The sequence below is a fragment of the Bradyrhizobium sp. Leo78 genome (assembly GCF_059512425.1).
In genome coordinates, this window is sequence record NZ_JCAMOT010000027.1 from 46,401 (window position 1) to 61,171 (window position 14,771).

General features: G+C 59.9%; 12 protein-coding genes. 1 reads left to right on the forward strand and 11 read right to left on the reverse strand.

Features of this window, described 5'->3' with window-relative positions:
* Window positions 1–29 precede the first annotated feature (29 nt).
* The 11 genes from AC5ZG1_RS28745 to AC5ZG1_RS28795 all read right to left on the reverse strand — a co-directional run bounded on the left by AC5ZG1_RS28745 (window position 30) and on the right by AC5ZG1_RS28795 (window position 12,618).
* Window positions 30–1,169: a DegT/DnrJ/EryC1/StrS family aminotransferase gene (locus AC5ZG1_RS28745; protein WP_028166725.1), complete on the reverse strand. Its 1,140-nt coding sequence runs from the start codon at window positions 1,167–1,169 to the stop codon at window positions 30–32.
* 7 nt (window positions 1,170–1,176) lie between these two features.
* Complete coding sequence (locus AC5ZG1_RS28750) at window positions 1,177–2,037, reverse strand: glycosyltransferase (RefSeq protein WP_496134785.1); 861 nt, start codon at window positions 2,035–2,037, stop codon at window positions 1,177–1,179.
* 58 nt (window positions 2,038–2,095) lie between these two features.
* On the reverse strand, window positions 2,096–3,091 hold the full coding sequence (locus tag AC5ZG1_RS28755) for an NAD-dependent epimerase/dehydratase family protein (protein ID WP_496134820.1): 996 nt from the start codon (window positions 3,089–3,091) through the stop codon (window positions 2,096–2,098).
* A gap of 75 nt (window positions 3,092–3,166) precedes the next feature.
* Window positions 3,167–4,276, reverse strand: a complete 1,110-nt coding sequence (locus AC5ZG1_RS28760) for a DegT/DnrJ/EryC1/StrS family aminotransferase (protein ID WP_496134786.1) — start codon at window positions 4,274–4,276, stop codon at window positions 3,167–3,169.
* Window positions 4,277–4,406: 130 nt separating this feature from the next.
* Window positions 4,407–4,901 carry an acyltransferase gene (locus tag AC5ZG1_RS28765; protein ID WP_130225327.1) on the reverse strand — a complete coding sequence of 165 codons (495 nt, stop codon included), beginning with the start codon at window positions 4,899–4,901 and terminating at the stop codon, window positions 4,407–4,409.
* Window positions 4,902–4,938: 37 nt separating this feature from the next.
* Window positions 4,939–6,399, reverse strand: a complete 1,461-nt coding sequence (locus AC5ZG1_RS28770; RefSeq protein ID WP_496134787.1) for an oligosaccharide flippase family protein — start codon at window positions 6,397–6,399, stop codon at window positions 4,939–4,941.
* Window positions 6,400–6,459: 60 nt separating this feature from the next.
* Entirely contained in the window at window positions 6,460–7,521 is a 1,062-nt protein-coding gene (locus AC5ZG1_RS28775) for a Gfo/Idh/MocA family protein (RefSeq protein ID WP_130225329.1), read from the reverse strand.
* 196 nt (window positions 7,522–7,717) lie between these two features.
* Window positions 7,718–9,136: an HlyD family type I secretion periplasmic adaptor subunit gene (locus tag AC5ZG1_RS28780; RefSeq protein WP_496134788.1), complete on the reverse strand. Its 1,419-nt coding sequence runs from the start codon at window positions 9,134–9,136 to the stop codon at window positions 7,718–7,720.
* Window positions 9,133–11,283: a peptidase domain-containing ABC transporter gene (locus AC5ZG1_RS28785; RefSeq protein ID WP_496134821.1), complete on the reverse strand. Its 2,151-nt coding sequence runs from the start codon at window positions 11,281–11,283 to the stop codon at window positions 9,133–9,135. The genes AC5ZG1_RS28780 and AC5ZG1_RS28785 overlap by 4 nt, the downstream gene beginning before the upstream one ends.
* Before the next feature lie 49 nt (window positions 11,284–11,332).
* Window positions 11,333–11,659 (reverse strand): hypothetical protein, encoded by a 327-nt coding sequence (locus AC5ZG1_RS28790; protein WP_028166733.1) that lies wholly within the window; start codon window positions 11,657–11,659, stop codon window positions 11,333–11,335.
* A 677-nt stretch (window positions 11,660–12,336) separates the two neighbouring features.
* Window positions 12,337–12,618 (reverse strand): hypothetical protein, encoded by a 282-nt coding sequence (locus AC5ZG1_RS28795; RefSeq protein ID WP_349645065.1) that lies wholly within the window; start codon window positions 12,616–12,618, stop codon window positions 12,337–12,339.
* On the opposite strand from AC5ZG1_RS28795, the gene AC5ZG1_RS28800 reads away from it, so the two are divergent.
* Complete coding sequence (locus AC5ZG1_RS28800; RefSeq protein ID WP_496134822.1) at window positions 12,517–14,697, forward strand: polysaccharide biosynthesis tyrosine autokinase; 2,181 nt, start codon at window positions 12,517–12,519, stop codon at window positions 14,695–14,697. The genes AC5ZG1_RS28795 and AC5ZG1_RS28800 overlap by 102 nt on opposite strands.
* Window positions 14,698–14,771 lie beyond the last annotated feature (74 nt).

Here is a 14,771-nt window from a genome sequence, read left to right on the forward strand (position 1 = left end):
TGCCGGCTCGCGACATCGACACGATCTATTTAGACTTGAAGTTCCTTCTTCAAGGTCTCTGCAATCAGCACCTGATTCTCGTCAGTCATCTGAGCGTACAGTGGCAGCAGGATCGAGTGATCCTGCGCAAGCTCCGATTGGCGAAGGTCGTGAGGCTGCTTGTCATTCGAGTAGGGCTTCTCGCGATGCGCACACATGATGCCGCGCCGAGTTGCAATTCCCTTATCGAGAAATCGCTGCATCAGCACCTTCTGATCCACGCGATCCGGCAGTCTGATGCAGTAGCTCTGCCAGTTCGAACGAGCCCATTGCGGTTCGAAAGGCAAGATCAATCCCTCGATGTTACCGAGCAGTTCCGTGTAGCGCAAGGCAAGCGAGCGACGGCGCGCGACAAGCTCGGAGAGCCGCTCAAGTTGCTTGCGGCCGACCGAGGCTTGGATATCGGTCATGCGGTAATTGAAGCCCACCATCAGATAGTCTTCGAAAATCACTTGCGCCGAGCCATGGCGCACTGTGTCCGGCACGCTCATGCCGTGCTGGCGCAGCAGTCTGAACTTTCGATCCAGCTCCGCGTCCGCGGTGGTGAGCATTCCACCCTCGCCGGTCGTGATGACCTTGCGGGGGTGGAACGAAAAGCACGCGATCAGGCCGTGCGGCTTGCCGATCCGCTCCCAGTGGCCGTTCACGCGGACCTCGCTGCCGGCGGCACAGGCCGCGTCCTCGATCAGGATCACGCCATGACGATCGGCGATCGTAGCGAGCGCCGCGAGATCACAGGGCATGCCCATCTGATGAACGGCGATGATCGCACGCGTGCGCGATGTGATCGCTTCGGCTACCCGATCTGGGTCTATGTTGTACGTGTCCGGGTCGATATCCACGAACACCGGAGTTGCGCCACAATATTTGATGCAGTTGGCTGTTGCGATGAAGGAATGACTTGCGGTAATCACCTCGTCGCCTGGCCCGATGTTTGCCGCTGTCAAGGCCACGTGCAATGCCGTCGTGCAGTTCGAGACCGCGCACGCATGAGGCGCACCAACCAGAGCAGCGAATTCCCGCTCGAACGCAGCAACCTGTGGCCCCTGCGAAACCCAGCCGGATAACACGGCCTCGCGAGCCGCGTCGGCCTCCTCCTTGTCAAGAAGCGGAATGGCAATCGGGATCATTGCGCCCTCATTTGAGTGAATCTGCGGTTAGCGCTGCACGAGAAGTCTCATCGCGTTGCCAGAGATGGGCTCCACTTCGGGAAGCCATGCTCGCCCTGCGCCGGGCAACAATGTTGACACAACAGTAGACCAGTAATCCGGGCCACAAGTGAGGCTCTTTGAACAGTGCAACGAGCGTCCGATGATTGGCTTCCGCTTTGTTGACGCGCAGTTCGGGAAAGCGCTGGACGAGCTCGAATATTCCCCTGTACGCACGCGTTCTGACCGCGATCAGTTGCAGCACAGTGCGTGGGGGGAATACCGTGGAGCTGACGTAGGGTAGTGTCTCCCGCTCTCCTGGTCTGAACTGAAGGCAAACATAGGTGTCATCAGCAATGACATCCGGAAACTGGCCGAATCGCCTGCGCCCCGCCTCGGATAAGGCGTAGACGCCAGACCCACCGATTCCCTGGCGCGAAGATGGCAGCCGTGACCGAATTCCGTAGTATTTGCGGACCAACCAGGAACAGCCCGTCACATTGATCTCGGCGGTAGGTGCCGCCGCCAAAACGTCGCCTTGCTCGAGGCGTTTCGCCAGAGCTCGAACGGCGTCAAGCGACAGAACAATATCGGCGTCAGCATAAATCCTAGGAAACCCATTTGAGATTTGATCACCCAGATTCAGCGCGTGGGTTTTGCTTGCGATATCCGACTCGACAACATGGACGGCCGGACTGAAGCGCCGGGCGACGTTCGCAGTGTCGTCAGTACACCCGTTACAAACGACAACCACGCCGATTTCGTCCGAAGCCGGGTCGGTGACCCACTGGCTCAGCGTCCGCGCAATCACGGAACTCTCGTTGTGGGCCGGAACGACGATCGAAATCATGGCTAGCCGGGTCGGAATGGATCAAACTCACCCGCGAGCAGCGGCAGTGCGATCGGCATCACGAAGCCACCGCTTCTTGCTGGCGCGATGGCTCGAGCGATCCGCGTTCGACTCGCCACCATTTCACAAGATCGGCAAGTCCCTGCTCAAGCGGCACACTCGAGCGGAAGCCGAGCAGGCGCTCCGCCTTTCCCGTCGAAGCCAGGCGGCGCGGCACCGGATTGACCGATCGCTCCGGAGCGAATTCCGGCGACAAGCCACGATGGCCCATCACCGAAGCGAGGGTCGTAGCAAGCTGCAACAGGCTGGTCTCGGTCCCGCTGGCGACGTTGAAAACCTGATCGGTGAGCTTTGCCCTCGCTCCCATAATGTTGGCGCGAGCAACATCGCGAACATGGATGAAATCCATGGTTTGCTGACCGTCGCCGAAGATAATCGGGGGCAGGCCCGCTTCCAGCCGCTCCATCCAGCGGATCAGCACCTCGGTATAGCGGCCATGGATGTCCATGCGGTCGCCATAGACATTGAAATAGCGGAAGGCGACGTAGTCGAGCCCGTGCATGTCGTTGAAGGTGCGCAGCAGCCCTTCGTTGAAGGCCTTGGCCGCCCCATAAAGGGTACGGTTGTCGTAAGGATTCTGCCGCTCCGTCGTGGGAAACTCCTCCGCCATGCCGTACACCGATGCGGAGGACGCGGCGATGACCTTCTGGACATTGTGCTTGACGCACAGTTCGAGCAGATCGAACGTCGCGTCGACCATGACTTCCATGGCCAAGCGCGGCTCGGCGGCGCAATGGGTGATGCGGAGCGCGGCCTGATGAAAGACTATGTCGGCCGCCTGCACCAGCGCTGCCATGAGCTTGCCGTCGCGTATGTCTCCGTGGACGAGGCGCACAGGACCGCGCGAGACGGCGCGCTGAAGATTTTCGGGCCGTCCTCTCACCATGTTATCAAGCGCGACGATCTCGAGGCACCCTTCGTCGCACAGGAGGTCAATAATGTGCGAGCCGATAAAGCCGGCGCCACCCGTAACCAGAATCCGCCTACCCTTCAGATCAGCCAAGACGCTCTCCTGTTGTTGGACCTCGGCAAGCAGACGTGCATGACATGCTGCTTTGACCGGGATGCCTTAGGCAGCCTCGACAAGTACCGCCTTCTGCAGCCGAGACACGACTTCTGCCACCTGGTCCGGCCGCAGTTCCGGATAGATCGGTAACGAGAGGAATTCGTTCGCCAGCAGTTCGGTGACAGGATAGTCGCCCGCGCGACAGCCAAGATTCGCGTAGGCCTTCTGCAGGTGAACCGGAACGGGATAGTGAATGCCCACACCAATTCCGCCTTCCTGCAACGCCTTCAGCGCCTCGTCACGCCGGGGAAGCCTCACCGCGTAGACGTGGTAGACATGCCTGCTGTGGGTCGGCGCTCGGGGTCGCTCGAACGGAAGCTTCTCGAGCATGGAATCATACTGCGTAGCCACTGTCCGGCGCCTCTCGGTCCAGGATTCGAGGTGGTCCATTTTGACGTTCAGCACGGCGCCCTGAATGCCGTCCATGCGGAAATTGTAGCCGGCGACAACGTGATTGTATTTGGACTCCTGGCCCCAATCACGGAGCAGCGAAATTCGTCGTGCGAAGTCCGGGCGGTTGGTAACCACCGCTCCGCCTTCCCCGTATGCTCCGAGATTCTTGCCGGGATAGAAGCTGAAGCAGCCGAGATCGCCGATGGATCCGGCGCGCCGCCCCTTGTATTCCGCACCATGGGCTTGCGCCGCATCCTCGATGACGACGAGCCCGTGGCGGCGAGCGATCTCCATGATCGGATCCATGTCCGCCATTAGTCCGTGCAAGTGCACAGGCAGTATCGCCTTCGTTCGCGGCGTGATCGCGGCTTCTATCAAAGCCGGGTTCATTGTCCAGGAGACCGGGTCGACGTCGACGAAGACCGGCTTGGCGCCGCTGTACAGGATCGCTGCGGTCGTGGCGACGAACGTCATCGAGACGGTGATCACCTCATCGCCCGGCCCGATCTCGGCCGCGAGCAGCGCAAGATGCAACGCCGACGTTCCACTATTGACCGCGCGACAGTGATCAACGTTGCAATAAGCCGCAAAGCGATCCTCAAAGGCGGCGACGTCCGGCCCCAGAACAAATTGAGTGCTGTCGATGACCCGCGCAACCGCGGCATCAATCTGTGGCTTGATCTGGCGATACTGAGCCTTCAGATCCAGAAAAGGTATCAAGTGGCTATCCTCTCCGGGCCTCTCAGACCCATTAAATATATTAAATGATTATTCCAGATAAAATTAAATCATATAAATCACGCAATGAAAATAGCCAGGCTAAGAAATTTGGGCCGAATCTAATCCTTGATTAACGGCCTGCGATTTCTGCCGCGACGTGGCGAGGCTCACGAATCTGCGCGGGTACGCCGGCAACAATCGCCTGCGGTGGAACATCCCTTGTCACCACCGAGCCGGCGCCCACGATGGCCCCAGCGCCGATCGTGACACCGCAAAGAATGGTGGCGTTGGATCCAATGGATGCCCCGCGGCCGATGTGGGTTCGTTCCACCTTCCAGTCCGCAGGTCCCTGCAGCTTGCCGTCCGCAGTGGTTGCCCTCGGGTATTTGTCGTTGGTGAACATCACGCCATGCCCGATGAAAACTTCGTCCTCGATGGTCACGCCTTCACAGATGAAGCTGTGTGAAGATACCTTGCAGCGCGCCCCGATTTTCGCGCCGATCTGGATTTCGACGAAAGTTCCGATCCTTGTGTCGTCCCCGATCGAGCAGCCGTAGAGATTAACGAGGTCCGGATGGAATATTCGGACGTCGCGACCGAGTTGAACGTCCTTCGCGATGGGCATCTGCTATCTCCAAGCTCTCAACAACCTTGCGACAGTCTCATAGACGCCGCAGCCTGAGCCACGGCGCAATCACAACCGCCCCACCTGCCGCTCGATAAAGATGATGCAGCAGAGGATGTCCGGTGAGCATCAGCCCGAGCCCCCAACAGAGGGCGGCGACACCGCACGCAGCGATCAGGCCAACGAAGGATGGTACGATCCTCGCTTCGATGAGCGCTGCGCAGACCATCACACCTGAAGCGGACATAGCCGTCACAACGGCGCTCTTCAGCAAAGCACGAGAAAGGTGTTTTGCCTCGAGGGCAAGCCGTCGACCGATGAAATACAAAGCCACAGCAGCCTGGAACGGCAAGGTCAATAATGCTGAAGCTGCCACGGCCTCGGCCCCAAAGAAAGCCGCGCATAGAATGACGAGAAGCGAGGGCGGTAGGGAGATCAAGGACGACGTGAGCGCGTCGCGCACGCTGCCGGTAGCCACCAATGTCGGATAGCTCAAACAGGCGGCGAACAGCGCCAAATTCGCGACGCAGAGAAAGCGAACCAGAGGCACGATTTCCAGCCAGTTCTGGCCGAGCAGGATCAGAATGATCGGATGCGCCATGATCGCGATGAAGAGCAGAAAGGGCCACTGTACAACCGAAAGCAGCTCAATCGCCTCAAGGTAGGCACTCCTCAGACCCGCCGCATCTCTGCTCCTCGAGACAAGGGCGGGCATGATGATGGGGTTCAAGACCTGCACGACGAGCCTGTCGAAAACCTGGGTTATGCCCGTGGCACGGCTGTACAAGCCGACAGAGGTAAAGTCGAGAATCTTCGCCAGAAACAGCTGAGGCGACAGGTTATACAACACGTTTATGATGCTTATGCCGCTCGAATACAGGCCGAAACCGACGACGTCACGAAAATCCGCAACCGATGGCCGAAACACGCCGAAATCGCGATGCTCCCTCAGCAACATGATGGTCAAGACGACGCTGCCCGCTACGCCGCCCCAGACCGGCGCCATAAAACCGAAGCTCAACATTGCAAGTGCGATGGATACCGTGGCTCCCACGACGGCGGATGCAAGGTTGCATGTGGCGAGCTTCCCAAACTCCATGTCGCGGCGCAACAGGCCGATAATCGTTCCAGAGAATGGTGCAAGCAGGAAACTTAACGCCGAAACCGCGATCCCTTTCCGCAAACTTTCCTGCTCGAATAGCTGTGACAGAACGCCTGAAAGTGCGAGCAGCGCCAGCCCGGTGAATGCCGAAATTCCAAACGTGACCGTAAAAGCGGTCTGCACGCTGGCGCGCGACAACTCGCGCTTCTGAATCAGGTAGTTGGCACCTCCGAACTCCTGGAAGGACGCGACAACGACTGCCGTCACAGCATTGACGACCGCATAAATCCCGAACTCCGCGGGCGTCAGCAGACGTGCCAGCACGGCAGTCGTGACCAGGAACACAACAAGATTGCCGTACCGTTCGATCGCGGAAAAGAGGATCGAACGTTGCACGGAGCGTCGCGAACCCGGCGCGGTGCCTGACGGACCAGGCTGATCAAGGCCCTTCATCTATCAGGCCGTCGCTCTGACCGGCGTTACAGAGGTTCGCCTCCCAGGCAGCAGAACGGGACGACCCTGGTCGGCAATCGAGCGTGATGCCGCCTCGAGAATTTCGATCACGCGCAGGCCCGACATGCCGCCGGAGATCGGCGGCGATCCCGTACGCACGCAATCGATAAAGTGCTCGACCTCGGTCTGCAGCGCCTCCTTCGCGGAGATGTGAGGCGCCCACATGTCGCCGGCGCGATAGCCAATCCGGAATTGATGGGCGTCTTCGGACGGCTCGTCGAGGGTGATGCCCTTGTCATAGACCTTGATCTTTTCGGTAGGCTCAAGATCGTCATAGACGATCATCTTCTTGCTCCCGCCTACGAAGGTCTGACGGACCTTGATGGGGGAGAGCCAATTGACGCTGACATGAGCCACGCACTTGCTATCGAAGAACAGCGTGATATGCGCCATGTTCTCCGGCGTGCCGGCCACATGGCAAGATCCCGTCGCCGAGACAGCCACGGGGTCCTCGTTCAAGATATACTGAATGATCGAGATATCATGGACCGCAAGGTCCCATATGACGTTCACATCGCTTTGGAACAGGCCAAGGCTCGAGCGCGTGCTGTCGTAATAATAGATCTCGCCGAGTTCTTCCTTAAGCACCAGTTCGCGGATTTTCTGAACCGCCGGCGTATAGAGGAAGGTGTGGTCGACCATCAGCGTTAGCCTTCGCCGATCGGCCTCGTCGATAAGTCGGCGTACAAGATCCGCGCTTGGCGCTAGCGGCTTCTCCACCAGCACGTGCTTGCCCGCCTTCAGAGCTGCAAGCGCCAACTCGTAATGCGTTCGCACCGGTGTGGCGATCGCGATCGCATCGATGCTCGGATCCTTGAGCAAGTCCTCATAGCGGTCAGTGGTGGCTACGCCCGGATAGAGGCGCGTGCTCGCCGCAAGCTTCCCCGGGTCGAGATCGGCGATCGCAACGAGGCGAGCCGACGGGTTGCTGACGAAGTTGCGTACAAGATTCGGCCCCCAATAGCCGTATCCAACGACGCCCATACCAACGCGGATATCTTGCATGAAAATGTCCTCAATTTCTTGGATTTGAGATCAGTGACCGTGCTCCCGCAGCCAGCACCGCTGTAAACCTCTCGGCGCGTAGTCCACCGGGCTCGACGTCCGTGACCGCTCGTTCGCGGTCATAGGCATCACCAGCAGGCGACTGGCATTGGATTCCAACTTCATGAAATGACCGATATGCAATGTGTGTCTGCAGCTAGTATTCGCGGATACTTTCGTCCAACCCGCGAAGTAGTGGATAGAGGAAATAGGACATCACGCTGCGCCGCCCGACTTTCATCTCGGCGGTCACCGCCATGCCGGGGATGAATTGAGCGCGCTCCGCCGGCAGCCGAAGGTGCGTATCGGACAAGTCGACCAATACGCGGTAATAGGGAGCGGTCGGACGGTGCGCACCTTCGGCTTTCGGATCCGGCGGGAACGAGTCCTGGCTGATGACGGCGACCTCGCCTTTGGCTGTCCCGTATTTCTGGAACGGAAAGGCATCGAGCTTGATGCGGACAGGCTGGCCGACCGAAACCTGGCCGACGTCCTTGCCCTCGACATTGACCTCGGCCCGCAGCGGCACATCGCGGGGAACAAGTACGAACATCGGCTCGGCCTCACGCGCGACCGAACCGACAGTTCGGTTGGCAATATCGAGCACGATTGCATCGGCCGGCGCCTTCAGCACAATCAACTGCCGGCGAAGCTCAGCCTTCTTGAGATCCTCCGCCGCGCTATCCCGCTTCGCCAGCGTCTCCACGAGGTCCTGATAAGCCGTCTTGCGAAAATCCTCGGCGTAGACCTTCTGGTCCGCCTCGGCTTTGTCGAGGCGATGCGTATAATCGGCGATATTGCCCCGGACGCGGGCCAGATTGCTTTCCACGTCGAGGCGAGCATCGCGCGACAGCAGCAAGTTCAGCTTCGAGCCGACCTCCTTGTCCATCAGCGTCGCGCGCATGACCTCGATCGACTTCATCGTTTCGAGCCGCTGAAGCAGCACGGTCTCTTCGTTTTGCGCGGTCTTCAGATTGGCGCGCGCGGACGCGATCTGCGCCTGGTAGTTCTCCACCTGCGCATCGTAGGCCGCCTTGCGCTGCAGGAACATCTTGCGCTGCAGGACCTGGTCGGCGTTGGCGGATTCGCCGATGACATACTCCTCACCATTCAACTCAGCCTTGAGACGGTCAATCGCGGCATTGAATACAGCGACCTTGCTGCTCAACTGGTCGAGATCCGCCTGCGAGAATGTCGGATCGAGCGTCGCCAGCAGGTCGCCGCGATTGACCCGGTCGCCGGGTTTGACATGTATCTCGCGGATGACGGAGGTCTCGAGCGGCTGGACGACGATATTGGGGCGCGTGGTGACCAGCTTGCCCTGCGCCGTCACGATCATGTCGACCTGCGACCCCGCGGCCCAGCCGATCGCGGTGAGTATCAGAGCCAGGACGCAATAGAGCGTCACGCGGGCGATCCGCGGCGGCGCCCGATGCTCGACCTCGATCGCGTCGGATTGGAATTCCGTCACTACCTGCGGCCGGCGCCCGGTGGGCCGGAATAGCCCGCGCCGCCGCCGTTCGGTCGTCCGCACCGGAGCGTTTGCATCGGTGCCGGATTTCTCAGGCTTGGTCATGCGATCTGCTTCGTCTGCTGGTTCCAGAGATGTCGGTAAATCATGCACTTCGACAGCAACCGGTCGTGATGATCGACGTCGACGATCCGGCCGCGGTCGATCACGAGGATCTGGTTCGCGTCTGCGAGCATCGACAGCCGGTGCGAGACGATGATGACGGTACGCCCCTCGGCGATACGGCGCAGGTTGCGCCGGATGATCATCTCGCTTTCGGAATCGAGCGCGCTCGTTGCCTCGTCCAGGATCAGGATGCGCGGATTGACGATCAGCGCCCTCGCGATCGCGAGGCGCTGCTTCTGTCCGCCCGACAGGTTCGAGGCATCCTCCTCCAGCATGGTGTCGAAGCCGCGCGGCAACCGTTCGATGAATTCATCGGCTCCTGCGAGCTGGGCCGCGCGGACGACCTCTGCAAAGGTCGCGTCGCGCTTCACGCAGGCGATGTTGTCGCGAACCGTACCGCGAAACAGGAAATTATCCTGCAGGACCAATCCGAGATTTTGGCGCAGATGGGCGAGATCGAGCTCCCTCGAATCGTATCCGTCAACGCGCAGCAGGCCCTGCTGCACCGGATACATCCCGGAAATGAGCCGCGTTAGCGTGGTCTTGCCGGAGCCGCTTCGGCCGACGATCCCGAATATCGATCCCGGGGCGATGGAGAACGAGACATCGTCCAGCGCCGGCGCGCCTTCCGAGCCATAGCGGAACGAGACATTCTCGAACTCGATCTTGCCGGCGAAGTCGGGTCGGAGCCCCTCGCGGTTGCCATCGCGTTCGGGCTTCTGGTTCATCACCTCGCCCAGCATCTTCACCGCCAGCGCGACTTCCTGATATTCATGAACCATGGTCACCAACTGGACCAGCGGTCCCGACACGCGCCCCGCCAGCATATTGAAGGCGACCAGCGCGCCGATGGTCATCTCGCCGCTGAAGACGTCGAGCGCCCCAAACGAGATGATGCCGAGCGTCATCATCTTCTCAAGAAATCCGGTGGTTGACTGGGCGGCAGCAGAAATCTTCTCGACGCCGAACCGCATCGTCACCGACTGTGCGCAGCGATCGTCCCAGACCCTGCTCTGCAGCGGCTCCATTGCCAGCGACTTCACCGTGCGCATGCCGTGTACAGTCTCGACCAACAGAGCCTGCCGCGCGCCTTCCGCCTGGTACAGATTATAGAGACGGCGCCGGAACGGTCCCATCAGCAGCGCGACGACCAGACCGCTCGCGGCGGTGAAGGCCAGCACCATGCATGTCAATTTGATGCTGTAGAACGCCAGCACCGGGATGAAGACGAATAGCGACAGCGCATCGAGCGTGGTCAGGAACAACCGACCGGTCAGGAACTCGCGAATTCGCGCCGCCTGCTGCATGTGCTTTACCAGCACGCCGGCCGAAATGTGCTCAAAGAACGTCACGGGCAGGCCAAGGAGGTGACCAAAGGTCTTGGTTGCTACCCGGATATCGACCTTGTTGGTCGCATAGAGCAAAAGATAGCGCCGCAGAAAGCCGAATATCGCGTCGAACGCCAGCGCGGCAGTCGCACCGGCTGCCAGCACATAGAGCGTGGTGAAGCTCTCGTGCACAAGGACCTTGTCGATGACGAGCTGGAAGAAGATCGGTGTCGCGAGCCCCAGTGCATAGAGCATGATGGCGGCGATCGCGACGTCGACAAACAGGCGCCACTGACGGGCCAGTTCGGGGATGAACCAGCGCAGCCCGAACGCCGGCCGATGGTCCGACGCGAGCCGTTCGCGCTTGATCAGGATGGCGACGCCGCTCCATCGGGCGCAGAACGTATCCCTGTCGACGATGAGAGGCTCGTCCCGGCGCTCGGCGAGCGGATCGAACACGCTAACCGCTTCCGCACCATCGGCTCCCTGCCCTGCCGCGAGAACGACGATCCAGTTGCCGTTCGAAAGTCGGAGCAGAGCCGGATAAGCCTCTCCCAACCGAAACAGCGCACCCCAGTCAAGCTGCGTGCGCGTTGCGCGCATGCCCGCTTCCTTCGCCATGCGCAACAGTCGCGTTGCCGAGACAGGGACCCCGTCGATGGCGTAGCTGTGCTTGAGTCGCTCTACCGGCAGATCGACGCCATGATAGGCGGCGATCTTTGCGAGACATTCCAATTCTGTCCGCAAGGCCGGGCGCACGGGTTCGTCGGCGTTCACGGGCGACGCTTCCGCGCCCGTGAGGTCGGCTTCAACGGAAATTGCTTGAGGCATTGGGGGACCGTGGGCTGTTGGGCGGTTCGCGATCCGTCGAAGTGGTCGGGGCCTGGCCGGCCTGTCCTTTCGGCGGGTTGCGCCGCACCGCGCCAGCGTCGACCAGTCCCTGCAGCGCGTTCTGCATCACCTCGACTGAGTTCGCGAACGACTCAACGGAAAAGATCAGCCTTTGCCGGAACACCTTCTTCGGCGCATTGTTGGCGTCGCGTTCGGTCGGCGAAAGGCTGACCAGATCGACACGGACGATCGACCCGCCAATCGTGATCTCTTCCACCCCGTCAGTATAGAGCTCGTCGTGCATCAAAGCCTCCAGTGCTGCCAACTTCAGCCCCACGTCGACCTGCAGCTAAGGGATCGACGCTGACGTCAGTCACGGACCTGGAGCCGCCGATCGAGAACCGGGCTGTTGTTGCTTCGATATCCGTCCGGCACCCGCGGAAATGGCGGGAAGCCGAAAAGCTGGGCATCGGAGTCTTCAAACAAGCCGCATAGTTCCCGTCTCAGCATCTCCGACACCCGGAATGACCAATCGGATATTCCTGCAAATAAATAAAGAACGCAGCAAATTAAATGTCAATCGATTATGTCGCGATCACGCGACATATATATTATCTCGGACGCCACCCATCGCTGAATCTGGATTCGGGAATCGCTACGCAGTTTCCACTCAACCCACTCACGGACAAGCCCGTTTCCCGGCTGAATGAAGATTTGACTAGGGAGCAGGTATCAATTCGCTTATGGCTGCCACGGACGAACCTCCCGTTCTCTGCGATTTTGCGGACTGCTCGCGGAGATTATTCAAACGTCCCGCACATTAATACCCGCGAACGGCCGCATTCAGCATCCGCGAATTAACCATCCTACATTTAATTTGAACAAACCACATTTTCCGGTATATTTATTAAGTGCAGGGCAGCACGGCGCCCGGCATTCGGCGGGCCATGCCAATTTACGCGGGCGGCGGCACCGCGGGATTCACCAGGTGGCGGAGGCGAACACCGAATGCTCCAGAGCAATATGCGGCAACCCGATAGGCTTCGCGCACCCGCCTACAACGATGTGGCCGAGAGCGGCGGAATCGGCGAACTCATCAATACCGCCCTTGCATTCCTGCGACGTCAGTACGTCGTGATCATTCTTGCAACCGTACTCGGCATGGCCGCGTGCCTGATCTATCTGCGGATCACGCCGCCGACCTATACCGCCCTGGTCCAGGTCATGCTCGAGAATAATGCCAAGGCGCAGTTCATCAGGCAACAATCGATCTTGGCTGAGCCGGCCTTCGATCGCAGCCTGTTCGAAACTCAGGTAGAGGTCCTCAAATCGCGAGGGATGGCAGTCCAGATCATCACTCAGTTCAACCTCGCCGACGACCCTGATTTCAAACCGTCGCCGCGGTCATTGCCCGCTGTGTTTCAGCGAGTTCGTGCTGTATTTGGATTTTCTCCGCCGCAGGATCTGCAACCGCCTCCGCCGAACGAGCCGCAGGATGGCCTGATCAGCGCGTTTCAGAGCCGCGTCTCAGTAAGCCGGATCAGCTTCAGCGATCTGATCGAGATCGGCTACAGTTCGAGCGACCCAGTACGAGCGGCCGAGATCGCCAACGCGATCGCGAGCGTCTATCTCGCCGACCAGGAGAAAGCGAGGCAGGAGACAAATCGGCGCGCAAGGGAATGGATGCAGCAGAGGCTACAGGAGCTCGGAGAGCAGGCCCTCGCTGCTGAACGCGCGGTCAGTGCCTACAAGTCCAAGAACAACGTCATTTCCTCCGGGGGAAGGCCGATCGACGAGCAGCAGGTCTCGGACCTCAACAGCCGATTGGTCGCCGCGCGCGCGCAAACGTCCGAGGCGTTGGCCAAGCTGAACCGCTACGAGGCGATCCTGGAAGCCAATCCGGCGAACGCACCATCAATCGGCAATTTGGATGCAGCGGGCGCGGATGCACTTAACAGCCCCATCATCATCAATCTTCGCCAACAATATCTGGAGCTCGAGCGGCGTGTCGCCGAGTGGGCGCCGCGTTTTGGCCGCGACCATGCGGCGGTCGTAAATTTACGAAACCGGATGCGCGAGCTTCGCGGGTCGATCCTCGACGAGGTCAAGCGGTATGCGGAGACGAGCCGGAGCGAATTAGAGGTCGCCAAGCAGCGGCAGCAGGAGATTGAGAAGCGAATGGCCGAGGCTGTGGAGCAGTCGCGCACGACAAACCTGGCCGAGATCACAATACGCGAATTGGAAAGCAAGGCGAAAAGCTTGCGCAGCCTGCACGATACCTTCCTGCAGCGCTATGTGGGCTCTGCGCAGCAAGAAGGCTTTCCTCTCGCAGAAGCGCGGGTGATGTATCCGGCGGTGCCGCCGCAGAGCAAGAGCAAACCGAAGGGACCCATCATCATGATGATGGGTCTATTCGGCGGGCTTGGGTTGGGCTTGGGGCTCGGCCTGTTCAGGGAAATGATGGATCGCGTCTTCCGTACGTCCTCTCAGATCGAAACCACGTTGGGACTGCCGTGCCTGTCGCTGGTACCGGCGTTGCGGGCCGAAAAGCGGTCGTCGACAGCAAAGGCAGCGTCATGGAACTCCGATCATGACATGCGGCAGCGAAAGATTTCCACCGGTTCGACATTTCACAGGACGGTCATCGGCAAGCCATTATCTCGGTACGCCGAGTCGATCCGTGCCATCAAACTCGCCATAGACCTCAATCCCGGCAAAGCCTCCAATCAGGTAATCGGCATCACCTCGGCCCTGCCCAACGAGGGCAAGACGACGATCGCAGCCTCGCTCGCCCAGCTCATCGCCCATAGCGGCAAGAGCGTCATCGTCGTCGATTGCGACCTCCGAAACCCGTCGCTGTCTGCCAGTCTCGCCGCGAATGCCACTACAGGCATCGTAGACGTCATTACCCAGGGAAAGCAGATCGAGGAGACGATCTGGCGCGATCCGAAAACCAATCTGGCATTCCTGCCCGCCATCAGCCGGACACCGGTGCTTCACACCAGCGAGATGCTGGCAGCGGATTCGATGCGCAAGCTGTTCGATCAGCTAAGATCGACGTATGACTACGTCATCGTCGATCTTCCGCCCCTGACCCCCCTGGTCGATGTGCGTTCGACGACAAGCTTCATCGACTGCTTCGTCCTGGTGGTGGAATGGGGACAGACGAAGGTCGACGTGGTCAAGCATGCACTGCACACCGCCCCCAATATCCACGAGTGCCTCATCGGAGCGGTTCTCAACAAGACCGACATCAAGGCCATGTCTCGCTACGACACGCACCGCAGCGACTACTATCGCGACGATCATTATATCCGTTATGGGCTAACCGTCTCCAACTGAAGCGGTTCAATACCTGCCAGGCTCGGGCGCGCCCCGCCCCCTCGCCCCCATGTTGCATATCGGCAACAAGCTCC